This is a genomic window from Roseburia sp. OM03-7AC (assembly GCF_003462625.1).
In the GTDB taxonomy this organism is placed as follows: Bacteria; Bacillota; Clostridia; order Lachnospirales; family Lachnospiraceae; genus Roseburia_C; species Roseburia_C amylophila.
The window spans coordinates 15,555-39,900 of record NZ_QTZJ01000003.1; the positions used below are offsets into that span (position 1 = coordinate 15,555).

Below are 24,346 nucleotides of genomic sequence, written 5' to 3' on the forward strand. Positions count from 1 at the left end.
ACCGGATTTATCTCTGTACTCATAATGGAAATACTCCTGGAAGTATACCGGCTGCCATACCGGACAATACGTTAATCCAGAGGATACGAAGTCCGATGACTGCTGCAAGATAGACCAGTAAAGTCAGATAAGCCATGCGGTCACGTTTCTGGTAATGAAGCGGTTTCATCTTGGTTCTGCCTTCCCCACCACGATAACAGCGGGCTTCCATTGCCATTGCCAGATCATTGGCACGGCGGAATGCAGATACAAATAGCGGCACCAGAAGTGGAACCATGTTTTTGGCTTTCTGAATCAGATTTCCATGTTCAAAATCTGCTCCTCTTGCCATCTGTGCTTTCATGATTTTATCCGTTTCTTCAATCAGAATCGGGATAAATCGAAGTGCAATTGACATCATCATTGCAATTTCATGCACCGGTACTTTTATATATTTTAATGGAGATAACGCTTTTTCCAGACCATCTGTCAACTCGTTTGGTGTTGTGGTAAGTGTCATCAGCGAGGTTCCGATAATTAAGAAAATCAGACGAACCATCATGACAACAGCATTTTTCAATCCCTCATAAGTAATGGTAAAAATCCAGAAGGAAACCAGCTTTGTTCCCGGTGTCAAAAACAAATTAAATACCGCTGCAAATAACATAATCAGTACAATGGTTTTCAATCCTTTAACCATATAGGAAAATGGCACCTTTGACAGCTTAATTAATACTACCAGAAAGATTGCTGCCAGTATAAATGCCGGAAGTCCCTTAAATACAAACAGGGAAATAATATAAATCAGTGTTCCAAATAATTTCACCCTCGGATCCAGCTTATGAATAACGGAATCTGCCGGATAATATTGTCCTAATGTAATATCTCTTAACATACTGTTCCATCCTGTCTCTTTGTTATTACACGCAGGATTTCATCCCGTGCCTCGTCTACTGTAGTTGCATCTGTGCTTACCGGGAAACCTTCTTCCTTCAATTCATGCATCAGATAAGTTACCTGTGGTGCCGCAAGTCCGATTGCTTCCAGTTCTTTATAGTGGCGGAATACTTTCTTTGGAACATCATCAAACATCACCTGTCCCTGATTCATTACAATAATTCTTCCCACATATTTAGCCACATCTTCCATGCTGTGAGAAACAAGAATGATGGTAATTCCACGTTCTTTATGCATTGCTGCAAGCAAATCTAAGATTTCATCACGACCCTTCGGATCAAGTCCTGCTGTCGGTTCATCTAAAATCAGTACTTCCGGGCGCATGGCAAGCACTCCTGCGATTGCCACCCGGCGTTTCTGTCCACCGGATAAATCAAATGGTGACTGATAATATAATTCTTCCGGAAGTCCTACACTCCGCAGTGCTTCAAATGCCCGAAGTCCTGCCTCTTCCTTGGTCAGTCCCTGGTTCTTTGGTCCAAAGGATACATCATCAAAAATAGTAGTTTCAAAAAGCTGATGCTCCGGATACTGAAAGACAAGTCCCACTTTACTACGCAGGGCTTTCATATCAAAGTCCTCTTCGTAAATATCCTGTCCATTATAATAAATGCCGCCGCTGGTAGCTTTTACCAGTCCGTTCAAGTGTTGAATCAGGGTGGATTTACCGGAACCGGTATGTCCGATGATACCGATAAATTCTCCATCTTCTATTTTCAGATTAACATCCTTTAAGGCATGTATCTCATAGGCAGTGCCTGAGCTGTAAACATAATTTAATTCATTTATTAGGATTGACATAGCTTTTTCAACGCCTCCGTCAGTTCTTCTCTGGTCAGGATTCCATCCGGTATATCCAGTCCCGCTTTCTTAAGTTCATATGCCAAAAGCGTAATCTGCGGTACATCCAGACGATATTCCTTCAACCGTTCCACCTGGGAAAAGATGCTGCGCGGTGTTCCCTGCATCACAACTTTTCCTGCATCCATAACATAAACATGGTCAGCATCAACTACTTCTTCCATATAATGTGTAATCAGAATGATGGTAACACCTTTTTTCCGGTTCAGTTCATGGACAGCCTCTAATACTTCTTTTCTTCCAACCGGGTCTAACATAGCTGTCGGCTCGTCCAGAACAATACACTCCGGCTGCATTGCCATAACTCCGGCAATTGCCACACGCTGCTTCTGTCCGCCGGATAATTTATTTGGGGAATGCTCTCTGTATTTTAACATGCCAACCGCTTTTAAACTTTCTTCCACGCGCTGCCAGATTTCATCTGTCGGCACACCTATATTTTCCGGGCCAAATCCGACATCCTCTTCAACCACGCTTGCAATAATCTGGTTGTCCGGATTCTGGAATACCATTCCGGCACGCTGTCTGATATCCCAGATGTTCTTCTCTTCTGTGGTATCAAATCCATCTACCCAGAGACTTCCTTCGGTCGGCTCCAGAATTGCATTGATATGTTTGGCAAGTGTTGATTTTCCGGAGCCATTATGTCCCAGCACTGCAATAAAATCGCCTTTTTTCACATCCAGGCTTACTTTATCAAGTGCAGTCTGGATAGACTCCACATTGCCTTCTTCATCACGTCTTATATATTCATGTACCAAATCTTTTGCTTTGATGATGCCCATAATTTACCTTTCTACCAATGTAATCTGTGCAGTTCACCCGCCAGCCGCATATGGTCAAAATTGTTCTGGCGCAGTGCTTCATATAATACGATTGCTGCTGAATTGGATAAGTTTAAGGAACGGGTATCTCCGATCATAGGAATCCGGATACACTCATCCGGATGCTGTATCAGAATTTCTTCCGGAATACCCGCACTTTCCTTTCCAAACATAATATAACAGTCCGGCTCATAATTTACTTCCGTATAAACATGGCGCCCCTTGGTGGTTGCCATATAAATCTTTGCACCCGGATTCTTCTCTAAGAAGTCCTCATAATTGACATATCTTGTCACATCCAGCTGGTCCCAGTAATCCATTCCTGCCCGCTTGATTGCTTTCTCCGTCAGATGGAAGCCCAGCGGCTCAATCAGATGCAGTCTGGTTCCGGTTGCTACACAGGTTCTTCCGATATTTCCGGTATTATAGGGAATCTCCGGCTCATAAAGTACAATATTAAGCTTCGCCATTGTTCCCGCCTCGCAATCCTGTTATGTAACGCTCCATACGGTCTAATGCCTCTTTCAGATTATCCAGGGAATAAGCATAGGAAATACGGATAAATCCTTCTCCGCAATCACCAAATGCAGTTCCCGGAACAACCGCTACCTTCTCTGTCTTTAAGAGATTGGTGGCAAATTCTTCAGAAGTCATTCCAAATTCTTTGATACATGGAAAACAGTAAAAGGCTCCATATGGTTCAAAACACTCCAAACCCATTTCTTCAAAACGGTGCATCAGATATCTTCTTCTGCCATTATATTCTTCCCGCATTCTCTGGACATCTTCATCTCCTGCCCGGAGTGCATCCACTGCTGCATACTGTGAAGTAGTCGGTGCACACATAATTGCATACTGATGAATCTTTAACATCTGGTCTAAGATGATTCTCGGTCCGCAGGCATAACCCAGACGCCATCCGGTCATCGCATGGGATTTGGAAAATCCATTGATAACAATGGTACGCTCCTTCATGCCCGGAAGGGATGCGATAGAAATATGCTTCTCGGTATAAGTCAGTGCAGAATAAATCTCGTCACTGATGACAAAGAGATCATGCTTCTTTACTACCTCTGCCACTGCTTCTAAATCTTTCTTCTCCATGATTGCTCCGGTAGGATTATTCGGGAAAGGCATGACAAGAAGCTTGGTCTTTGGTGTAATTGCCTCTTCTAATTCTTCTGCAGTCAGACGGAAATCGTTTTCTGCCTTAAGATTAATCGGCACCGGCACACCATTGGCAAGCACGGCACATGGCAGATATGATACATAACTTGGCATCGGGATTAATACTTCATCGCCCGGGTCAAGCATGGCACGCATGGCAATATCAATTGCCTCGCTTCCGCCCACGGTTACTACGATTTCATGCTGATAATCATACTGCAAGTCATAATTACGGAATAAGTATTTTGCAATTTCTATTTTTAATTCTTTTAATCCGGCATTGGAAGTATAGAAGGTACGTCCCTTCTCTAAGGAATAAATTCCCTCATCCCGGATATGCCATGGAGTATCAAAATCCGGCTCGCCTACTCCAAGTGAAATGGCATCTTCCATCTCATTTACGATATCAAAAAATTTCCGGATTCCAGATGGCTGTATCGTTACGATTGTTTTTGATAATGGATTTCTCATGGTATCATCTGTATCCTTTCATCTTTTGATTTTGCTGCCATAATGGTTCCGTGGTCTTTGTATTTCTTTAAGATAAAGTTGGTCTGTGTGCTTAATACGGAGTCTAATGCAGAAAGCTTCTCAGATACGAACTGGGATACTTCACGCAGGCTCTTTCCCTCGATGGTCACCAAAAGGTCAAAGCTTCCTGAAATCAGATATACAGAATTTACTTCCGGATAATTATAAATACGCTCTGCTACTTTATCAAATCCCATACCACGCTGCGGAGTAACCCGTACTTCAATTAATGCGGATACTTTTTCTACGCCGGCTTTATCCCAGTTAATCAAGGTATGATAGCCACAGATGATATTTTCTTTCTCCATTGCTTCTAATTCATTCATAACGGCTGCTTCTTCTACGCCTAATATAACAGCCAGCTCTTTTAAATCGATTCTGCTGTTCTTCTCTATAAAGGTTAAAATCTTCTCTCTCATGCTTCAATTCCTCCAATTGATTTCTGATTTACTACTGAATTACTTTATATAATTCATCCGTCTTCGGTGGTTCTAAAAATCTGTGTTCGTCCTCATTCATAAGCACGCGGTCATTTCCCGCAGTTGCTTTTCCGATTACCGTTGCCTCAATACCATTTTCCTTTAATCTTCTGAGCAGCTCATTTCCATCAGCTGCTGCCATCAGCATACAGCCGCTGGATATCAGTTCATAGGGATTGATATGGAAAAACTCACAGACTTCTACTGTCTCCTGCCGAAGCGGAATCTTCTTTAAGTCGATTTCCAGTCCGACGCCGGATGCTTCTGCCATCTCCCAGAGTGCTCCGAATATACCGCCCTCTGTTACATCATGCATTGCTCCCACGCCAGACTTCACGGCGGTGGCGGCCTCCGGCATTACAGATAAATACCGGTCAAGAGCCTGTGCCTGTTCTACAAAATGCCTGGAAAAATGAGTACAGAGTTCTTCTTCCTTTTCATGGGCAATAATAGCTGTTCCCTCTAAGCCAATCCACTTAGTGGCAATGATGTCCATGCCCGGTTTTGCTCCTCCGGTAGAAATGAGTCCGTTCTTCTTTACCTTCCCTACACCGCATACAGTAACCAGTGGCTGATTTACCACCCTGGTAATCTCGGTATGTCCGCCCATAATCTGAACGGACACCGCCGCGGCAGCCTCTTCCAGCTCCTGCATCAGTTGTTTCAAAAGGCTTTCTTCCGTGTGCTCCGGCAGCAATATGGTTAACATAACTCCAATTGGTTCTGCTCCGGCACTTGCCAGGTCATTAGTAGTAATGAGAATTGCCAGCTTTCCGATTTCATGGATTGTTCCTGTAATCGGATCCGTAGACATTACAAACATCTCATCCGGGGCAAGGGTAAGGGCAGCACAGTCTTCTCCCACGCCTGCACCTAACACAACTTCCTTTCTCTTCGTATGCAATTGTCTGATTACGGAGCGTTTTAATACGCTTTCCGGCACTTTTCCTATCTTCATAGATTCTTCTTCCCATTTTTACAGCATAAGGCTGTCTCATAGCCGAGGCAGCCTTTCTTGCTTCTTATTTACGCGGGTGGCGATAAAAATCGCATGCCTGCATCATCTTTCACCGTTTTACTGGGTGGTTGCAGCTCCATCTCCGGTTCCTGTATCCGGTGTCGTCGGTGTCGTCGGTGTTGTTGGTGTTGTTGGTGTAGTCGGTGTTGTTGGTGTTGTTGGTGCGGCAGGTGCATCAGCCGGTGGCTCTACTCCACCGGAAGCCGCCTGTTGCTGCTGCTGCGCTGCAGCTTCTGCCGCTCTTGCTGCTACCGCATCTGAGCACCAGGTTGCTGCTGCAGAACGGATAACTGCTTCATCCTGCGTTGCAATCGCTGCATTCATTGCTCCAATTGCCTCTTCATTATCAGAGCCCATACCAACAGAAATAATTCTAGGTGTTGCTTTATATTTACTGGTATTAAATACCTCTCTGCTTTCTTCTACGCCATCTACAGTAACAATCTTCCAGAGTTTTGCCGATTTACCGATGTGTGCTTTCTGAACGGTTACAGTTCCAATCGGGTCTTCGGTAGTCTGCACCTGAATAGTCGGCTCTTCTTCACTGACCGTTTCACTGACAAAGCTTACCTGACGGTCAGCCGGTCTTGTCTCCTGACCAAATACGTTGAAATATACAATACCGCCACTGCAGTATCCTTCAATATAAATCGGAGCCTCCTGATTATTCTTAAATTTCAAATCCTTTAAATTGCTGGCAATCGCTGCATCCATAGATGGCTGTACATATGTTACCAGCATGGAATGTGCATAACGCTCGGTAATATCCAGTTCTGCACGGATAACCGCATTATAAAGCGTTGTGGAAACCTGACATACCCCACCACCATAAGATTCTACGGTTGTACCATTCTCATATGCGCCTGCCAGTTCATATCCACCGGAAGCGTCCAGTGGTGCAATAGCTTCATACACAGAAAATTCCTCTCCCGGGTAAAGTACGGTTCCATCGATTTTACTTACTGCATTTTTTACATTTGCCACACGACCGGCAGAAGAATCACTGAAGTCGGTAGAGAAAGAGCCCAGTAAATCCTTTACCTTTGAAAGTTCTTCTGCAGTTCCTTCCGGCTCTACCACATTTGCTACCAGACTGATGGCTGCGTCTCCGCCCTTCCATTCTTCAGTAAAATATTTCTGTAAACTTTCTACAGAAGCATCCTCATCTACTTCGATACCTTCCTGGCCGTCGATGATTTTAAATTCACCATCCTCACGTGTAAGACCATTGTTGACCGCTTCCTGATTCAGCTCTTTGGCATGATTTTCCAGAAAACTTTTTGTGGTGTCTGTATCTACGGTATATATAATATCAAATACTTTATTTTCCTTTTCCAGATCTTTCTTCGCTTTGTAACGCTCCAGAAGATTTCCCGTACGGGTATAATTCATTGCTTCTTTTACGATATCCTTATTGCTCCAGCTCAATCCCAGATCAGAAGGGCTTGCCTTTACACTGTTTTCTGCAGCGGACAGTTCAAAGGTCGCATCCTCATAAGCAGATACTGCTGCTTCTACAGCTGCCTCTGCATCTGATTCACTCATTCCGCCTACAGACACATCCCCGATATATACGTTCTGTGGAATCACTTCTGCATTTTCATCCGCTTTCACAATTGCGGTTGCTGATACACCCGCTGTTACTGCGAGTACCAGTCCCAGAATCGGAAGCACTAATTTTATTTTTTTCATATTCTTCCTCTCAATCTCTTAAACCCTCAAGACATTTTAAAGCTTTTTATTCACCAGATTACACTGTGATAGTTTTGCTAACACTCATTTTATCATATAACTTTGCATTTTCAAGCGTCATAACTACTAATATATTTGACAGAAATACGCGATTTCTGTATATTATGACATGATGAATGCATAAAAAATTCTATGAAAAAATAGTGATGCAAAGGGATAATACCATTGCTGCAACGAGAATAATTGCGATAAATCCTGCGAAATATTTTTTCCCTTTTGAATTTTTAAAATTAATCATTTCATTCACCTCATATTTATTTTTATACTACTATACTTTCGAAAGGAGCAAACTATGTTTCCTATCATACTCATATGCTTTATCATTTTTGTTGTTTTTCTAAACTCCAGAAAGCGTCAGATTACCAAACAGGAACAGGAAATTACCGAGCAGTTCTGGGCCCGTGAAAATAAAGCCAACGCCACCCGCCGCCGCAGTCTTGACAACCTTCCTTATATTACTATTCCGGAAGAACTGCTGACTCCCCCGGCACAGGCATCTGAAGATGTCCTCACCCTTTATGAAACACTTCGTCAGCTGTCTGCTAAAAAAATCGTTAATCTGAATGGCAAAACCAATACCGATTTAAAATTAGCTTACGGTGCTGCCAGCCTTGCAGCTCTGACCGAGTTTGATGAAAATTATAATACTTTAATCTGTACCATTGCAAAACTTGGCAAACTGCTCTGCGACCAGTCTGAAGCAAAAGCCGCCATCGATATTCTGCTCTTTGGCATCCGCTGCGGAAGCGATATTACAGATAATTATACGTTGTTAGTTCCTCTTTTAAAAGAAACAAACGACTGCAGTTCACTGACCGAAGTATATCAGAAGCTTGCCACACTGCCGGAAGGCTCCAGAAAACGTATCAAAGAAAAACTTTCCTAATCTTTCGTGCATCTTCCATACTGTGAAATCAACTTATCCATAAGACGCGATGCTTCGCTTCTGGTCAGTTGTTCCCAGACAATGTCAAGTTCTATTTTATGATAATCCGCCAGTTCCTTCAAGTGAATTTTTTGAATTTTCGTTGCAGGAGTCTGGCGTTTTGTTTTATAAATCAAATCTTTCGGTTCAAATACTTCCGGATTTGTTTCTCCATATGTCTTTTGTAAATACTGATAAAGTTCATGGGTTGCCAGTGCATCATAGATTGCCCGGTGCTCCCGCTCCCGCTCAATATCAAGGTAATCGCAGAGACATTCCAAAGACTTTTTTTCCGGACGCAGCATACATTTGCGTGCTGCTTTCAACGTATCTACTGCTTTTTTTTCAAACGGCACTTTCTCATTGACTGCCTGCTGCTTTAAGAAGCTGTAGTCAAATATGATATTGTGTCCCACCAGAATATCATCTCCGATAAATTCTGCTGTCTTATGAAATGCTGCTGCCGGACTTAAGCCTTCCTTTACCATCTCATCGGTAATTCCGGTAAGTTCTGTTATCTCCTGCGTAATTTTCCTGCCGGGATTCACAAAAATGTCCATGGTATCCGTCACTTCGCCATTTCTTATTTTTGCCGCTCCCACCTCAAGGATGGCATCATTTTTCGGATGAAGCCCCGTCATTTCAAGGTCAATTACTGTATAATCCTGTGGTATCATTTCCGCTTATCCTCTGCTTTACACAAATCCTGCAAGAAACATTCGCTGCACTTTGGTCCTCTTGCAAAACAGATATTTCTTCCGAATGTTATAATCTGGATGTTATATAAAATCCAGTGATCCTTCGGTAATACTTTCATCAAATCATATTCTACTTTTACCGGATCATCCTCTTTTGTAAATCCAAGGCGTTTGGAAATACGTTTTACATGGGTATCTACTACGATACTTGGGTCATGGTAAATATTTCCCCGGATGACATTTGCAGTCTTTCGTCCAACTCCTGCAAGGGAAGTAAGTTCTTCCAATGTAGACGGAACTTCTCCATGATATTCCCGAACCAGCGTCCTCGCACAGGATATGATATTCTTCGCCTTATTGTGATAAAATCCGGTGGAACGGATGTCCTCCTCTAATTCCGCCAGATCTGCATTGGCAAATTTCTCTAAGGTGTCATATTTTTTAAACAATGTTTCTGTCACAATATTTACCCTGGCATCGGTACACTGCGCACTTAAGATTACTGCTATCAGAAGCTGCCAAGGTGTCTCGTGATTCAGATAACAGATGTATTCGGTACCATAGGTTTCATCTAATCTTTTTAATATTTCTGCCGTCCTTTTTGTCACTTTGTCTCTCCCTCCCACTGAATTATCGTAACTTCCGCCTGATTCGTCAGAGGATTTCTGTTTTCATAATCAAATTTCAGATAGTATGGTTCGCATTTTCTGCCAAATGCATCTTCTTCGAAGCTATAGTCAAAGCACTCGATATGTGCAAGGCTTCCCTTCGGGCAATATGCTCTTGTCACATCTTTCCACTGCGCATAATCCTTTGCCCATTTCGGACGGCTTTTTGCATTTTCCCTGCTGTAAATATCATAAGTTGCCGCCTGATAGAACACTTCCATGTCAGCCACCCCAAGGCTTTCTACATATTCTAAGAGAATCTCGCTTCGCCGCATTCTGGTATGGCTCATGGCAAGGTAGCCATGTTCCTCATAGAAATGTCCCAGATTTTCAAACATATGATAAGCACTTTCGTGTATCGTCTCTAGCAGCCGGATGCTCACCGGAAACTGTGTGCTGTTATAATATACCTCAAGCATTTCTTCCGCCAGCTTAATGTTACAGATATCTTCATAGGAAAGCCACTTCGTCCGAAGCACCTCATAAGGTGGTTTTGCCCGGTATACTGCCTCATACTCTTTTGCATGTTCATACATATAAGAGCCTTTTAAAACCTTTAAGAAACCAAGCTGCAGCTGCTCCGGTTTCCATTCATAAATATCATCAAAGGAATGGGTAAATGTTTCATAATCTTCAAAAGGCAGTCCTGCGATTAAATCCAGATGCTGATGAATGTTTCCTGCCTTCTGGACTTTTTTCATCATCTGGTGCACATCTTTTAAATCCATATGGCGGTGGATTTCCCGGATTGTTTCATCATGGGTGGACTGTACCCCGATTTCCAACTGTATCAGGCCCGGACGCATCTTTGCAATTAAGTCTGCTTCCTCATCCGTCAGCAAATCCGCTGCAATTTCAAAATGAAAATTCGTGATTCCATTATCATGTCCTAAAATATACTGCCAGATTGCCATGGCATGCTTTTTGTCACAATTAAAAGTACGGTCAACAAATTTAACCTGTTTTACCTTCTGGTCTAAGAAAAACTGTAACTCTCTTTTTACGATTTTCACATCCCGGAACCGAAGTATCTTCTCTACCGAGGACAGGCAATAGCTGCAACGGAACGGACAGCCCCTGCTGGATTCATAATAGATAATCCGGTGGGAAAAATCCTCCGACAAATCATAGCAGAAGGGAATCGTATTCATATCAAGAATTTCCTGTAACTCATGAATCTGCACATTTCCAGCTCCATCAAAAAGGGCTATGCCCTTCATCTCCTCCAAACTGCCTTCTCCCTTCACATAATACCTGCAAAGCTCCGAGAAAGTTTTCTCCCCTTCGCCGATTATGACACCGGTAATAAACGGATGCTCTTTTAAGAACGCCTCCACTTCATAGGAAACCTCCGGGCCTCCTACCCAGATTGGAACCTTGGGACAAAGTTTATGAAATTCCTCTGCCACTTCTAAAATAATGGAAATGTTCCAGATATAGCAGGAAAAGCAGATTACATCTGGCTTTTTCAGATAAATCTCCCTTAAAATATATTCTGTCCGGTTATTAATGGTATATTCTGCCAGTACTATATTTTCTTTTAATTCTCTGGCATATGCCCGCAGGCTGTAAACCGCAAGATTCGAATGAATATACTTTGCATTTACTGCCGTGAGTAATATTTTCTTCATGATTTCTTCCTCTTTTATTTCTATTCTGGGAAATTCATATTGGCAACATATCGTTCCTCAAAGTCCGCCTGTTCTGCAAGATTGATTGATTCACATTTTTTTATCATTTCTTCCGTGCGGCTCCTGTTTTCTTCCGAACTTCCATAGGCGATACAGCCCTGCAGAGATGTATTTCCGACTGCTTTTGTACACTTCTCTAATTCCGCCGGAAGCAGTCCAATGCCTGCTGCTATATGCACATCCAGATATACCCCAAAGCCTCCTGCCAAATATACTTTTTTTATCTCTCCCATGGAAATGCCGGCATGCTCTAACAGTAATTCGATTCCGCTGTGAATTGCCGCTTTAGCAAGCTGCACCTCTCTGATATCCTGCTGGGTAAAAGTAATCTGTTTTCCATCCTTCATCCGTGCCAGAGGAAAGCCTTCTTCCCTGTATTTTTCCTTCATCTGACCGGATGCATCTATGATATGATTTTCATAAAGTCCAGCTACCAGCTCTAACACGCCGGTTCCACAGATTCCCGTTGCCGGTGTGTTTCCAATCGTTCCAATAATTGTCCGCTCTCCAATGACACGCACCTTGCTGATTGCTCCAGTCACACTGGCAACACCGCATGAAATATTTCCACCTTCTAATGCCGGTCCTGCCGGTGCAGAGGTGGCAATCATCTTATCCTCTAATGCCAGCACCATTTCTCCATTGGTTCCCAAATCCAAAAGCAGGGAAGGTCTTTCTTCTTCATCCATCCCGCACGCCAGCATGCCAGCTGCAATATCTGCGCCCACAAATGCTGAAATTCCAGGCAGTAACGTCACCGGTATGTTCGAAAGGCTGTCCTTTCGTTCTGCAAGACTGACCGGAGTAAATGGTGCCTTACCAAGTCCCTCACAGGAATCTCCCATATAAAGATGTTCCATGGTGGTATTTCCTGCAATATAAATATGCTCAATTACAATGTCTTTCTGTTTCTTCTGTATCTCTTCTGACAGGTTTAAAATATCCTGCCGGATTAATGTCTTTAATTTTTCACCCGTTCCCGCTACAGATGCCTTAATTCTGCTTAATACATCCTGTCCAAATATACGCTGGCTGTTGCCGCAGCCTGCTGTGGCAAGCACTGCACCTGTTTCCTTCTCTACCAGCGCTGCAGCTATGGTGGTAGTCCCGATATCTACTGCAAGGAAAGTTTTTCTCGTTTGTCCTTTTGCCTCCCGTGCTCTGCCTTCTGTTATATTTATTTTTTCTACTCCTGCAATCTGGGTTAATTCTTCTCTTCCCTCTCCCCAGCCAAAGGCGGAAATTATAATATCTTCTTCCGGTTTCGGATAGAGTTTACAGGAATTCACCCATGCACCGTCTATCTCTACTTTGCATTTCCCACAGGTGCCGTTTCCACCACATGCCATAGGAACCTTATAATCTTTCCGAAGCAGTGCCTGTGCGATGCTTTCTCCCGGCTGCATAATAATGTCCTGATGTAGTTGTCCAATTCGAAGTTTCAGCATTGTGGTCACTGCCTCCTTTCCTTGTGGCTATTATACCCCCCGCCCTTGCTACTTAACAAGGGGAAAATACAAATACCGCCGGCAGCTGCGCTCCCAAACGCAGTTGCCGGCGGTATTTTCACGCCCTTATATTTATAATATAAACCTTATTATTACATCTACTCCGCCAATCAGAAGAAGAATTCCTCCAATCAGATATACCTTTGTCTTCTGTTCATAGCCGAAATGATATCCAACATAAGCACCACCGACTACACAGACAACAGTAAGTATGATTCCAACCAGTATTAATGACAGAAGGCTTGTTCCCAGAAAGCCAAATGCTGCACCGGTCAGGAATGTATAAAATGATGTTACAGCACAAATCCGTACGAATTTATGTACGCCAAGGTTCTCTTCCCGGCGTTCATCAATCCGGTCATTCTTCCAGGCTTTAATCAAAAGCCGGATTCCCAGACACAGGAATACTGCCACTGAAATCACTTCACCTAATATAACCTGTGATTCTTTAATATCATATTTACACAGGAGGTCGGCTCCAAGATTTCCAAGATATAAAACAATTACCTGCCATACGGATACCAGTAATGTCACCAGCACAAGCTGTTTGGTACGAATCTTAGCTAACATTGCTCCCTGACATTCTACTGAAGCAAATACATCCATGGAAAGTCCGCATACAATTATTAATGTTTCTATCCAGTTCATCTTCCGTCCTCCTTTCTCTTAAAATTATTATACTTAAACCTCTGCCTTAATGGAAGCAGTTTCCCAAATAAATTTTACATTTCCTTTGACACCATCTGCTGTTCTGGTAAATGTGTTATATTCATTTCCAGCATCCAGCACTGCATCTACTTTATCCAAGAGCTCTTTCAAATCTCCGTTGTAAGCATCCGCAAGTTTCTCAATTGCCTGCTCATCAAACTGTGCCATTCCATCTGCCAGTGTCTCAGAGCCATCCTCTAACTGGTCTACACCATTTATCAGAAGCTCTGTTGCACTCTTCAAAGAAGTCATTCCTGCATTCAGTTTGTCATTATTTGCAACTAAGGTATTTGCTCCGTCTGCCAGCTGTTTTGCACCATTGGTCAAATCTGTAATTCCCTGTGAAAGTGCGCCATTTACAGAGCTGTCTAATGTATTAACACCTGCTACAATTCCATCGTCACCATTCAGGCCTGCATCTAAGGATGCTGCTCCAGTCTTTAAGGTTGCAAGCTGTGTATCATCAAACTGTGCAAGTCCTGCCTGTACCTGAGCCAGTGCCTGTGCACCACCTGTAGTTCCAAGCTTGGTTGCAACTGCTGAAATATTCTGTAACTGGGCTGCATAAGCTGTGCTTAAGCTATTGAAATCAACCGCACTGCCTGCCTGGGTAGTTACTGCTAAAAGTGTTGCATTGGTTGTATCATCCAGCATATAAATATTAGCATCTGCATTAACCGCCTGTAATCCGCCACCGGTTGCTGCTACTACCTGTGAATAGGCACCGTTTAATGTACTTCCCGGGGTCTGTAACTGCTGTAATACTGCAAGATAATTTACTGCTGCACTGGTATAATCAGTCAATGCGGAAGTAAATGCTGCCTGTGCATCTGCTGAAGATGCATAAGCATCCATTCCTGCAAGACTGCCATTTACAGTAGATTTCAAGGTTCCGATTCCATCTACCAGCTGGGCAACTCCACCATTAATCTGTGTTGCACCGGCTCCTGCCTGCTGCACACCAGTCTTTAATGCAGATACACCACTTGTCAGTGCCGGAGCACTTTCTGCAAGCTTTGCAATGCCGGAGTTTAAGGTATTTGCACCATCTGCTACTGCAGATGCACCAGAAGTATAATCTTTCACACCAGACTGTGCTGTTCCAACACCAGCTTTAAATTCTCCAAGACTGCTCTGTAATGTTTTCAGTCCGTCGGATAACTCGCTGCTACCATCTACCAACTGGTCAGATGCATCAGTCATCTCATCTATTGTATCGGATAATACAGATAAGTCAATATCTCCATTTACATTCATTTCAGAAAGAAGGTTGCTGGATGCCATGGATACTGTCATGTCCAGTGAGAAATCTTCTACATCTGCAGTTACTTCTACATAATCCGGGAACTGGACATCATCACCAAGGTCAGCATCATCAATACCAAGGCTTTCTTTTAAACCTGGCATTGTGATTCCTACCACAATATTGTTTTTTCCATCAGAAATTACTTTTCCATTGGTAACTTCTACATTCGTGAAGTTATCATTTAATACCATTCCGGTTACAACAGAGAACGGAACATAGACATCTGTGGATTTGCCATCGATAGTCTTTGTTGTCTTCTCATTATTGGTAAATTCAAAACGCATGGTAACTTTTCCGCTCTTTCCGGCTAAATCCTTTGGAGCAATTTCTTTTCCATCCAGATAGTAAGTAATTTTCTGGGTAATCGGAGCTTCTTTATCCGTAGTACCCTGATAGAAGATATCATTTCCCTGTGCATCCCAGGTTACTTTATCTCCATCCTGTTTGAAGGTCTCATCGCCTTTTACATTCTTGATATCCTTTAAATCAGATGCGTCCTCCAAAGTATCTGCATTCTCTTTATTCTTTAACCAGTCGCTTACGATGGTTTTATTTACGGTACCATCTGCATCTGCAATCATATATACTGTTTCATCTTTTCCGGTTTCTTCTGTTTCCTTATCGGAATTCAGAAGATTTCCCAGCTGGTCTTTTAATTCCGATTTGGTTTCTTCTGCGTCTGCATTTTCTGCATCTGTATCCTCCGTAGAAGCTTCTTTCTCAGTAGTCTCCTCTGATACGCTTTCGGTAGATGGCTTTGCTGCATTTACCTGCCATACGCCATAACTGGTTCCAAGCATTGCCACCATCAGCACACCTGCGATTACACGAATCGCATATTTATTTTTGAATTTATTCTTTAATTCTGAAAATTTCATTGTTATGTCCTCCTTCTTAATCTATACCGTTTTGTTCTTGTTGCGGAAACCAGCACTGGTTACGCAGATTACTTTATCAAATATCATAAACAATGAAGGTAGTACAAAGATTACAACCAACATACTAATCAGTGCACCTCTTGCCATCAATGTACATAAGGAACTAATCATATCGATATCAGAATAAAGTCCTACACCAAAGGTTGCTGCGAAGAAACTTAATGCGGATACGATAATGGACTGGATTGAGCTCTGCAAGGCACTTGTAATTGCTTCCTTCTTCCCGGTTCCCTTATATCTTGCTTTTTTATATTTATTGGTCATCAGGATTGCATAGTCAACCGTTGCACCCAGCTGAATGGTTCCGATTACGATGGATGCGATAAACGGAAGCTGTGTACCGGTGTATGCCGGAATACCCATGTTGATAAAGATTGCAAAGTAAATTGCAGCTACCAGGATAATCGGCAGTGATATAGATTTAAATACAACTGCGATGATTACGAAAATTGCTCCGATAGATACTGCACTTACGACTTTGAAGTCATGGTCTGTCGTGGTAATCAGATCCTGCGTACATGGTGCTTCACCAATTAACATGCCATTTTCATCATAGTTCTTAATAATGCCGCTGATGGCATCACACTGTGCATTTACTTCATCTGATGCTACTTTATACTCGGAAGTAATCAGCAGCAGTTCATAATTTTCATTTTCCAGCTCGCCACGGATAGAATCCGGGATGACATCTCTTGGAATTGCCGGTCCAACGATTGCATCCAGACCAAGTGTTGCCTTTACACCATCCACATCATCGATTTCATCAATCATCTTCGATATGGTCTTTGGCTCTAAGCTGCTGTCTACTAAAACAATGTGGGTAGCACCCATATCAAAATTTTCTTCCAGCTTGTTATTTGCTGCAATACTTTCCAGTGAATCCGGCAATGTACCAGCCAGATCATAATATACGTTCGTATTGTTATAACCCCAGATTGCAGGCCCTAAGATTACCAGGAATAAAATAATGAATATGTAATAATGGCTGGTAATCCAGTTTGCAATATTTCCAAGGTCCGGCAGAATAACACGGTGTTTGGTTTTCTCAATTGCCTTATCAAATACCAGAATCAGGGATGGAAGGATGGTTACGCAGGCAATTACACCAAAGATAACACCCTTAGCCATTACCACACCAAGGTCAAGTCCCAGGGTAAAGCTCATGAAGCATAATGCAATAAATCCGGCTACTGTAGTAATGGAACTTCCGACTACAGAAGTAATGGTATTTGAAATTGCATGTGCCATGGCACGATTCTTATCTCCCGGGAATCGTTCCTGATTCTCCTGATAACTGTGCCACAGAAAAATGGAGTAGTCCATGGTAACACCAAGCTGTAAGACTGCCGCCAATGCCTGCGTTACATAGGAAATTTCTCCTTTTATTACGTTACTTCCCAGATTATATACGATTGCCATTCCGATACTTAATAAGAAGAACAACGGAATGATTGCGGAATCCATTGTCAGGGAAAGTACCAGAACAGATAACAATACTGCAATCAATACATAAAACGGAACCTCTTTGTTGGTCAGATCCTTAATGTCTGTTACAACTGCTGACATACCACTTAAGTAACACTGTTTTGTTGTGATTCCACGAATCTCTTCAATGGCATCCATTGTCTCATCTGCTGACATGGAAGTATCAAACAAAACCGCCATCAGCGTGCTGTCCGATTCATCATTGTTGAATATGTCATAAATTTCATCCGGCAATACGTCCATTGGTACGGATAAGTCTGCCAGTGAATCATACCATATAACAGATTTAACATGGTCTACATCTGCAATCTGTTCCCGAAGGGTGGAGATATCTTTATCTTCCATACCTTCAATGACACATAGGGAAAATGCTCCTGTACCGAACTCATCTACCAGAATATCCTGTCCTTTCATGGACTCTAATTCACCTGGCAGATAGGAAAGGATATCATAGTTAACCCTTGTGTTAAAGTAACCAAATGCTGCTGGAATCAGTAAAGCAAAACTGATAATGAGTATCAGGACTCTGTGCTTTACGACGCCCTTTCCAAATTTAATCATCTCTTTACCATCTCTTTCTTTTTCATGTTTTTCTAGGTAAGAGTATAAAAAAAAAGACTGCATCCGAACATATGCAATCTTTTTTGGCTGTATCAATCCAATATACAAATTGTAGAATCTGTAACAGTTGCTATACATATCTGCCAATTTGTATATTAATTATCGCCTATAATATCTGCGATAGAATTGCGAATCATATAATTATAAATATCCGACATCTCTTTTGCAGGCATAGACATTCCACTTTTTATCCAGGTAATTACCAGAAAACATAAGGACTGGGCATGATACCGGGCAATCCGCTCTTTTGTAAGCCATGGCGACGGAATCTTCTTATCCAGATTCTTCTCTTCCAATACTTCTATCAATGTTCCCGTAATACATTCCTTTACAATATCTTCAAAAGAATTCTGTCCCTCTAAGCGGCTTGCTTTGGTATAGAAATCTTTTTCTTTTTCAATACCAGCAAATATAATAATTAACGCCTGATCAATCATTCCATTCTGAATCAACGGCTTTACCGGCTCTAATAATTCAGTCCGGATAATCCACTCTAACAGTTCATACTTATCCTGAAAATGATTATAAAAGGTCGGACGGATAACTCCCGCTTTATCAGTTATCTCCTTGATTGTAATCTTTTCTATAGGTTGCTTGATTGTCAGCTCTTTTAGGCTCTCCGCAAGCAGTGTATCGATTGCGTTCCTTCCCTGATTCGTCATAACTTCCTCTCATCTTCCTATCAAACAGCCGTCTAAACGACCAGTCGCACTATGGTGATACTTCTTGCTTCCTTATCATTCTTAAGGTCTATGATTTCTCCTGTATCACAGACTTTTACAATGGGACGAAGCACAAATCCCTGATAATTATGCTTTACTACTGCCATTCTGCCATCAGAAAGTTCCACTTCACAGCCTGCCGGATAGACAGCCACCCAGCGTAAAAATACTTCCACCAGCTTCGGATCAAACTCCGAACCGTTCATTGCCATTATATATTCAATGACATCTGCCGGCGGCATCGGATCACGGTATGGCCGTTTTGAAATCATGGCATCATACACATCTGCCAGCTTGATAATTCTTCCATAAATACTGATTTCATCACCGGATTTGCGCATCGGATAACCTTCGCCATTATAGCATTCATGATGTTCTAATACACCAAGATATACTTCCGGTGCAAAATCAAAATTATCCCTCAGGAACTCATATCCTAACTTCGGATGCTGTAATACGATTCTTCTTTCTTCCTCGGTCAGTGCACGACGTGCATTTAATATATCTATCTCTAAGAATTTTTTTCCAATATCATGAAGTAACGCAGCGGTAGTAAGAATGCGGAGCTCATACTCATCCATTCCATAATGTGCTCCGATTACTGCGGATAAAATTCCCACATTTACAGAATGAAAATAAGTATAATCATCATAATTCTTAAGGCTCATCATGTTATACATTACTTCTTCATTTTCCAGAAGACTGTCCACCACCTGCATGACAGCTTCCCGGATCTGCCATTCCTGTTCACTGACATCTTCCTCTTCCATGCGGTCAACAAACAGATGATGTACTATTTCCAGGCTCTTTGAGTGAATAGACGGCTTAATTACTTCGGCAATCTCTATTTCTTCGGAAAACTTATCATCAATATAAAGACCCGGATAACCCATCTTATCCAGATTCTCTATCTGTTCCTGATTCAAAATCTGATGTCTGCCTAAAAGCATGACTCCCTGACCGTCTAATATGTCCTGAGCCAGTGCCATTCCGGCTTCCACCCTTTTTATTGGTAGATAACGCATCTAAATTGCTCCTCTTTGTCTTTTGTTACCCCACACGCCTATTCTATAACATTTTATCTGCGATTACAACTTTTTTACTCATCAAATTCTACCGTCACAAAAAAGCCCTTCGGTGTTTCCTTTACATCCACTACCGTCCCTTCGGTAGACTTCAGGCGTTCCCGGAAGGTATAATTTGCTGACATTGCAAATGCATTTCCAAGTGTATAGTAATAGGAAGTCGGCAGCTTACTCTCTGTCACCGGTAACACATCTCCTACTTCCAGTAACCCGGTTCTCTCCATTTTAAACTCCATCTGCCGCATTGATAATACGCCTCCTGATTATGCTTCTAAATTATTCATTTTCTTCTGAATCTTCTTCTACTGCTTCTACATCAATGGCTTCTGCCGCCTGTTTTGCCGCTTTGACAGCACCTGCCACACGATATACTACAAACAAATCACTCAGTCCGTCATAAATCAGTGCAATTCCTACGATTACCATAGCAATCTGTACCATCTCGATAGCTTTCCAGATTAATAATATTCCGAATGCAAAATTAAGAATTGTAATCAAAAGCAGGATTCCCCATGCTGTGTCACCATTCTGCTTTGCTTCGATGGTCATCCGTAAGTCTTCCAGACCATGCATCAGCAATACGACTCCGATTACTACCGGGAATATCTTTGCAAAGTTCAATGGCTGTACCAGAATCCATACCCCCAAAATAACCAGTGCAATTCCGGTTGCCAGTCCCAGCCTGCTTTCGAGTTTATTTCTCATATAAGAAATAATATGTCCGATTCCCATCACGCATAAAATAGCTGCTAAAATATAGCAAAGTACCTTTGTTACCTGTGCAGGCCATATCATAAGAATAACTCCCAGTGCCACACAAAGAATGGCGGATAATATAACATCTGCTTTGATTCTCTTTAATGTTTCCCTCATAATAAATACGCTCCTTCCACTTACTTTTTTTATTTCATTTCTTTCATTTATTTTGCAGTAATATCTGCATAGGCTGCTCCGGTTACTGCCACTAAGTCTGCCGGAGATAATGCCATGGATGTGCCGATTCTTCCGCCACTGATATAGATTTTATCAAACTGTTCCATGCTTTTATCCAAAATGGTCGGGAACTGTTTCTTCATTCCAAGGGGGCTGCAGCCGCCTCTTACATAACCGGTAATCTTTGTAATATCTTTTACATGAATCATTTCTACGGATTTCTCGCCGGCCGCTCTTGCTGCCGCCTTTAAATCCACCTCTTCTGCAATCTGTACCACAAAGACATAATATGCCTTGCTTTTTCCCTGCATGACCAGTGTCTTATACGTCTGCTCCACCGGTGCTCCGGTAAGCTCTGCCGTATGCAGTCCGTCAATAAATTCATCACATTCATAATTTAAGATTTCATATGCCACTTTATGCCGGTCTAAAATCCGCATGGCATTAGTCTTTACTTCTTTCCCCATGGTTTTATGCTCCTTTTGGGTTCTTTACTTTTTTGAAAGTCTCTGTTTTAACAACTACAGCTTCCGTATCGGAAACTTTTTGCATGTTACTCATCCGCTCCATTCACATAGGTTTCTAAAAAAGAATGTTTTACCCCATCTTTCTTATAAGCGATAATGGTACTTAAATTTACATTTTCCACACTGCGGAAGATATTATTTTCCACATATGGATTCACTTCTTTTAATCTGGCAATCAGCTGTTTGATTTCCATCCGTTTTGATACGGTACGTCCATCCGGGTCACAGGTAGTACAGGTATCGGTAAAATGGCAGGCACACTGGATAAAATGCAAATCATTATAATCTCTCCAGTGCTTGATATCATCCTCCCGGATTAAATACATCGGACGAATCAATTCCATTCCTTCAAAATTCGTGCTGTGAAGCTTCGGCATCATGGTCTGTACCTGTGCACCATAGAGCATTCCCATTAAAATGGTCTCAATGACATCATCATAATGATGTCCCAGTGCAATCTTATTACAGCCTAATTCCTTTGCCTTACTATATAAATAACCGCGGCGCATTCTCGCACACAGATAGCACGGAGAATTTTCAATCTCATATACCGCATCAAAAATCTGTGTTTCAAATACCGTAATCGGAATCTGCATCAGCTCTGCATTCCGTTCAATCACTTTACGGTTCATCTCACTGTATCCCGGATCCATCACTAAGAATACCAGTTCAAATCGGAATTTATTATGCCGCTGCAATTCCTGAAAGAGCTTTGCCATCAGCATGGAGTCTTTACCACCGGAAATACATACTGCCACTTTGTCTCCCGGCTGCAACAGTTCGTATTCATTGATTGCTTTTGCGAATTTACTAAAGATTGCTTTATGAAATTTCTTGCGGATGCTCTTCTCAATTTCCTGACAGCGTTCCTCTTTCTCTGATGTTTTCTTCTGGAAACTGTCCAGCAGATATGCGCCATAGCCGCCCTCTAAGCTGACTGCATCAAAACCTTCTTCCCTTAGTCTTTCCGCTACTCCGATACTGTTGATTCCTTTGGCACAAAATAGTATCAGACGCTTGTCTGCCGATAGCTCCTCTTTTCTCAAAAGAATCTCCTGCTCCGGCAGATTGACTGCTCCCCTGATACTTCCATAGCGGAAGGCATCCTCATTTCTGATATCGATTAACTGGTATTCCCCAGTCTTATATTCTTTTAATTGTGCCAGATTAATCTCAGTATCTGCCATGCTTCCGCTCCTTACTTTCAATTTTTCTCTTATTTTATACTAGGCGTTTTCTTTTATCAATACCTTCTGTTTCCATTTTCCGCTCCGCCACCGTAAAATCATTCCCACTGCCCGGACACATTCATCCATTGCCATACCGATATATGCTCCACAAACCAGCAATCCTAGATGAATTCCGAAGAAATAAGTTCCCCCCACCGCACACAGGTACATGAATATCGCAGCAATCACTGTAGTAAATACTGCATCGCCGCTGGTCTTTAAAGCATTTCCGTATACCAGATTAGTCACCCGTCCAATTTCAAGGACAATATCGATTGCCAGCAGCTTTCCAACCAGAGATACCATCTGCGGGTCATCCGTAAACATCCGTATCAGCCAGTGGGACGATAATGCAAAGATGCTCTCCAGTATCGTCGCAACAATTACGCCTACAACTGCTGCTTTTCTGGTTCCTTTATCACAGGCTTCATAATCCTGTGCACCTATCCGCCAGCCGACCATAATTGCATTTGCCTGGGCTAACGCTGCACCTACGCAGTAAGAAAAATTTGTAATCTGCATAGCATAGGAACGGGCTGTTACGTTCATTCCATTGGCGTCCATCTGATTTAAGAAACGGATAATCAAAGTCATTGCCACATTATATAGTGCTGTTTCCAAGGCAGAAGGCAGTCCGACCTTGACAATCTGTCCGAATACTACACGGTTCTTAAGCCTCTCCTTCTTCTCCTTCGCATGGATATAATAATGTCCGAAGCAGATTACCAGCCCAAGATTCAATACCCTTGAAATTACTGTTGCTGCAGCAACTCCTGCTACTCCATAGTGGAACCCAAAAAGGAATACTGCATTTAAGATAAGATTTAAAATGTTGGCAGATACCGTTGCCACAAGAGGCTGTCTGGTATATCCAAACGCTCTTAAGTAGCTGGAGAAAATCGGAATCAGTGCGTTTAAAATACATCCGCCTCCCACAATCCTAAGATATGTTTTTGCATACTCCATCAGAGAATCTGCCACACCAACCGCTGATAATATCATTCCTGACTGGAAGAACAAAAATACCGCAAGAATTGCTCCTACAATAGCGTTAAATAACATGCCAAGCTGTCTTGCCTGATATGCAATCCCCTCTTTTCCGGCACCGATATACTGCGTCATAACCGCAATCATTCCGGCTGAAATAACAGAAAACATAATGATAAAAATACCTATATAGGTATTGGCTGTTCCAACAGCACCGACTGCTGCATCTCCCACAGATGAAAGCATCAGTGTATCCACCATGCCGGAAAGCATATAACATAATGTTTCCAGGCAGATTGGTACAAACAATTGTCCAAGAGTTTTCTTTTGTTCCACGTTTTGTCCTCTTTCTTTTCTTTCGATAGTTCTTTACATTTTATAATTTATCTTTTTGAATGGCGTCTGTGTAGTCTGCCAAGACGGGATGCGGTATCAGGGTGTAAGTAGTATCTGGAATTTGTTTTTTCGTTGTCTCTGTTCCGGCAACCGGTGCAAAGTCACATCCCTGTTCCTATGCACCTCGCTGGTACATCCCTGTACCAGCGTTGCCAGATAAAGAACAAATTCCAGATACTACTAACAGCCCCGATAAGCATCCCTGCTTTGGCAGACTACACAAACGTTTATCTAAATAGCAAATACTAAATAGCAAGCTGCAAATAATAATAAAATCAATAGCTATGCGCAATTACAAGAAAATCCTGCGGACGCAAATGTAACAAACTTACATTTATTTTTGGTCTGCAG

23 protein-coding genes are annotated in these 24,346 nt (G+C 42.2%); 1 reads left to right on the forward strand and 22 read right to left on the reverse strand.

What is annotated here, in order from left to right:
- Window positions 1-19: 19 nt before the first annotated feature.
- The 8 genes from DXB39_RS08095 to DXB39_RS08130 form a co-directional block, all read right to left on the reverse strand.
- Window positions 20-874: an energy-coupling factor transporter transmembrane component T family protein gene (locus tag DXB39_RS08095; RefSeq protein WP_117841651.1), complete on the reverse strand. Its 855-nt coding sequence runs from the start codon at window positions 872-874 to the stop codon at window positions 20-22.
- The gene (locus DXB39_RS08100) at window positions 868-1,737 is read right to left on the reverse strand and encodes an energy-coupling factor transporter ATPase (protein WP_022242741.1); all 870 of its coding nucleotides are present in this window, start codon (window positions 1,735-1,737) and stop codon (window positions 868-870) included. The genes DXB39_RS08095 and DXB39_RS08100 overlap by 7 nt, the downstream gene beginning before the upstream one ends.
- Window positions 1,725-2,582 (reverse strand): energy-coupling factor transporter ATPase, encoded by an 858-nt coding sequence (locus DXB39_RS08105; RefSeq protein WP_117841650.1) that lies wholly within the window; start codon window positions 2,580-2,582, stop codon window positions 1,725-1,727. Before DXB39_RS08105 ends, DXB39_RS08100 begins: the two co-directional genes overlap by 13 nt.
- An 11-nt stretch (window positions 2,583-2,593) precedes the next feature.
- The gene (locus DXB39_RS08110; protein ID WP_022242739.1) at window positions 2,594-3,091 is read right to left on the reverse strand and encodes a tRNA (cytidine(34)-2'-O)-methyltransferase; all 498 of its coding nucleotides are present in this window, start codon (window positions 3,089-3,091) and stop codon (window positions 2,594-2,596) included.
- Entirely contained in the window at window positions 3,078-4,259 is a 1,182-nt protein-coding gene (locus DXB39_RS08115) for an aminotransferase class I/II-fold pyridoxal phosphate-dependent enzyme (RefSeq protein WP_117841649.1), read from the reverse strand. The genes DXB39_RS08110 and DXB39_RS08115 overlap by 14 nt, the downstream gene beginning before the upstream one ends.
- Window positions 4,256-4,738 carry an Lrp/AsnC family transcriptional regulator gene (locus DXB39_RS08120; RefSeq protein ID WP_117841648.1) on the reverse strand — a complete coding sequence of 161 codons (483 nt, stop codon included), beginning with the start codon at window positions 4,736-4,738 and terminating at the stop codon, window positions 4,256-4,258. The genes DXB39_RS08115 and DXB39_RS08120 overlap by 4 nt, the downstream gene beginning before the upstream one ends.
- A 31-nt stretch (window positions 4,739-4,769) precedes the next feature.
- Window positions 4,770-5,756, reverse strand: a complete 987-nt coding sequence (locus DXB39_RS08125; RefSeq protein ID WP_117841647.1) for an AIR synthase family protein — start codon at window positions 5,754-5,756, stop codon at window positions 4,770-4,772.
- Window positions 5,757-5,873: 117 nt separating this feature from the next.
- Window positions 5,874-7,508 (reverse strand): VanW family protein, encoded by a 1,635-nt coding sequence (locus DXB39_RS08130; RefSeq protein WP_117696605.1) that lies wholly within the window; start codon window positions 7,506-7,508, stop codon window positions 5,874-5,876.
- 352 nt (window positions 7,509-7,860) lie between these two features.
- On the opposite strand from DXB39_RS08130, the gene DXB39_RS08135 reads away from it, so the two are divergent.
- Window positions 7,861-8,454, forward strand: coding sequence for a hypothetical protein (locus DXB39_RS08135; RefSeq protein WP_117841646.1), 594 nt, complete (start codon window positions 7,861-7,863; stop codon window positions 8,452-8,454).
- Here the strand turns inward: DXB39_RS08135 and DXB39_RS08140 are convergent.
- The 14 genes from DXB39_RS08140 to DXB39_RS08205 all read right to left on the reverse strand — a co-directional run bounded on the left by DXB39_RS08140 (window position 8,451) and on the right by DXB39_RS08205 (window position 23,935).
- Entirely contained in the window at window positions 8,451-9,170 is a 720-nt protein-coding gene (locus DXB39_RS08140) for a 3'-5' exonuclease (RefSeq protein ID WP_117841645.1), read from the reverse strand. The genes DXB39_RS08135 and DXB39_RS08140 overlap by 4 nt on opposite strands.
- Entirely contained in the window at window positions 9,167-9,799 is a 633-nt protein-coding gene (gene nth / locus DXB39_RS08145) for an endonuclease III (RefSeq protein ID WP_117841644.1), read from the reverse strand. The genes DXB39_RS08140 and nth overlap by 4 nt, the downstream gene beginning before the upstream one ends.
- Entirely contained in the window at window positions 9,796-11,490 is a 1,695-nt protein-coding gene (locus DXB39_RS08150; protein WP_117841643.1) for a B12-binding domain-containing radical SAM protein, read from the reverse strand. Before DXB39_RS08150 ends, nth begins: the two co-directional genes overlap by 4 nt.
- A gap of 20 nt (window positions 11,491-11,510) precedes the next feature.
- Entirely contained in the window at window positions 11,511-12,998 is a 1,488-nt protein-coding gene (locus tag DXB39_RS08155) for an ASKHA domain-containing protein (protein WP_117841642.1), read from the reverse strand.
- Between the two features lie 132 nt (window positions 12,999-13,130).
- The gene (locus DXB39_RS08160) at window positions 13,131-13,706 is read right to left on the reverse strand and encodes a manganese efflux pump (RefSeq protein WP_022242983.1); all 576 of its coding nucleotides are present in this window, start codon (window positions 13,704-13,706) and stop codon (window positions 13,131-13,133) included.
- 33 nt (window positions 13,707-13,739) lie between these two features.
- Window positions 13,740-15,950 (reverse strand): hypothetical protein, encoded by a 2,211-nt coding sequence (locus DXB39_RS08165; protein ID WP_117841641.1) that lies wholly within the window; start codon window positions 15,948-15,950, stop codon window positions 13,740-13,742.
- 21 nt (window positions 15,951-15,971) lie between these two features.
- A complete protein-coding gene (locus DXB39_RS08170; RefSeq protein ID WP_117841673.1) occupies window positions 15,972-18,056 on the reverse strand; it encodes an efflux RND transporter permease subunit in 2,085 nt (694 codons plus the stop codon).
- 155 nt (window positions 18,057-18,211) lie between these two features.
- Complete coding sequence (locus tag DXB39_RS08175) at window positions 18,212-18,778, reverse strand: TetR/AcrR family transcriptional regulator C-terminal domain-containing protein (protein ID WP_022242980.1); 567 nt, start codon at window positions 18,776-18,778, stop codon at window positions 18,212-18,214.
- 32 nt (window positions 18,779-18,810) lie between these two features.
- Entirely contained in the window at window positions 18,811-19,863 is a 1,053-nt protein-coding gene (locus DXB39_RS08180; RefSeq protein WP_117841640.1) for an HD-GYP domain-containing protein, read from the reverse strand.
- A 74-nt stretch (window positions 19,864-19,937) separates the two neighbouring features.
- Window positions 19,938-20,168 (reverse strand): hypothetical protein, encoded by a 231-nt coding sequence (locus DXB39_RS08185; protein WP_022242978.1) that lies wholly within the window; start codon window positions 20,166-20,168, stop codon window positions 19,938-19,940.
- A 31-nt stretch (window positions 20,169-20,199) separates the two neighbouring features.
- A complete protein-coding gene (locus tag DXB39_RS08190) occupies window positions 20,200-20,796 on the reverse strand; it encodes an HdeD family acid-resistance protein (RefSeq protein ID WP_117841639.1) in 597 nt (198 codons plus the stop codon).
- A 47-nt stretch (window positions 20,797-20,843) separates the two neighbouring features.
- Window positions 20,844-21,323 (reverse strand): Cys-tRNA(Pro) deacylase, encoded by a 480-nt coding sequence (ybaK, locus tag DXB39_RS08195; protein ID WP_117841638.1) that lies wholly within the window; start codon window positions 21,321-21,323, stop codon window positions 20,844-20,846.
- Window positions 21,324-21,409: 86 nt separating this feature from the next.
- Window positions 21,410-22,570, reverse strand: a complete 1,161-nt coding sequence (locus DXB39_RS08200; protein ID WP_117841637.1) for an ATP-binding protein — start codon at window positions 22,568-22,570, stop codon at window positions 21,410-21,412.
- Window positions 22,571-22,609: 39 nt separating this feature from the next.
- Window positions 22,610-23,935 (reverse strand): MATE family efflux transporter, encoded by a 1,326-nt coding sequence (locus DXB39_RS08205; RefSeq protein ID WP_117841636.1) that lies wholly within the window; start codon window positions 23,933-23,935, stop codon window positions 22,610-22,612.
- Window positions 23,936-24,346: the final 411 nt, after the last annotated feature.

Coding starts and splice junctions, on each gene's coding strand:
- DXB39_RS08095 (WP_117841651.1), bottom strand. CDS start 874: ATGTTAAGAGATATTACATTAGGACAATATTATCCGGCAGATTCCGTT.
- DXB39_RS08100 (WP_022242741.1), bottom strand. CDS start 1,737: ATGTCAATCCTAATAAATGAATTAAATTATGTTTACAGCTCAGGCACT.
- DXB39_RS08105 (WP_117841650.1), bottom strand. CDS start 2,582: ATGGGCATCATCAAAGCAAAAGATTTGGTACATGAATATATAAGACGT.
- DXB39_RS08110 (WP_022242739.1), bottom strand. CDS start 3,091: ATGGCGAAGCTTAATATTGTACTTTATGAGCCGGAGATTCCCTATAAT.
- DXB39_RS08115 (WP_117841649.1), bottom strand. CDS start 4,259: ATGAGAAATCCATTATCAAAAACAATCGTAACGATACAGCCATCTGGA.
- DXB39_RS08120 (WP_117841648.1), bottom strand. CDS start 4,738: ATGAGAGAGAAGATTTTAACCTTTATAGAGAAGAACAGCAGAATCGAT.
- DXB39_RS08125 (WP_117841647.1), bottom strand. CDS start 5,756: ATGAAGATAGGAAAAGTGCCGGAAAGCGTATTAAAACGCTCCGTAATC.
- DXB39_RS08130 (WP_117696605.1), bottom strand. CDS start 7,508: ATGAAAAAAATAAAATTAGTGCTTCCGATTCTGGGACTGGTACTCGCA.
- DXB39_RS08135 (WP_117841646.1), top strand. CDS start 7,861: ATGTTTCCTATCATACTCATATGCTTTATCATTTTTGTTGTTTTTCTA.
- DXB39_RS08140 (WP_117841645.1), bottom strand. CDS start 9,170: ATGATACCACAGGATTATACAGTAATTGACCTTGAAATGACGGGGCTT.
- DXB39_RS08150 (WP_117841643.1), bottom strand. CDS start 11,490: ATGAAGAAAATATTACTCACGGCAGTAAATGCAAAGTATATTCATTCG.
- DXB39_RS08155 (WP_117841642.1), bottom strand. CDS start 12,998: ATGCTGAAACTTCGAATTGGACAACTACATCAGGACATTATTATGCAG.
- DXB39_RS08160 (WP_022242983.1), bottom strand. CDS start 13,706: ATGAACTGGATAGAAACATTAATAATTGTATGCGGACTTTCCATGGAT.
- DXB39_RS08165 (WP_117841641.1), bottom strand. CDS start 15,950: ATGAAATTTTCAGAATTAAAGAATAAATTCAAAAATAAATATGCGATT.
- DXB39_RS08170 (WP_117841673.1), bottom strand. CDS start 18,056: ATGATTAAATTTGGAAAGGGCGTCGTAAAGCACAGAGTCCTGATACTC.
- DXB39_RS08175 (WP_022242980.1), bottom strand. CDS start 18,778: ATGACGAATCAGGGAAGGAACGCAATCGATACACTGCTTGCGGAGAGC.
- DXB39_RS08180 (WP_117841640.1), bottom strand. CDS start 19,863: ATGCGTTATCTACCAATAAAAAGGGTGGAAGCCGGAATGGCACTGGCT.
- DXB39_RS08185 (WP_022242978.1), bottom strand. CDS start 20,168: ATGCGGCAGATGGAGTTTAAAATGGAGAGAACCGGGTTACTGGAAGTA.
- DXB39_RS08190 (WP_117841639.1), bottom strand. CDS start 20,796: ATGAGGGAAACATTAAAGAGAATCAAAGCAGATGTTATATTATCCGCC.
- ybaK (WP_117841638.1), bottom strand. CDS start 21,323: ATGGGGAAAGAAGTAAAGACTAATGCCATGCGGATTTTAGACCGGCAT.
- DXB39_RS08200 (WP_117841637.1), bottom strand. CDS start 22,570: ATGGCAGATACTGAGATTAATCTGGCACAATTAAAAGAATATAAGACT.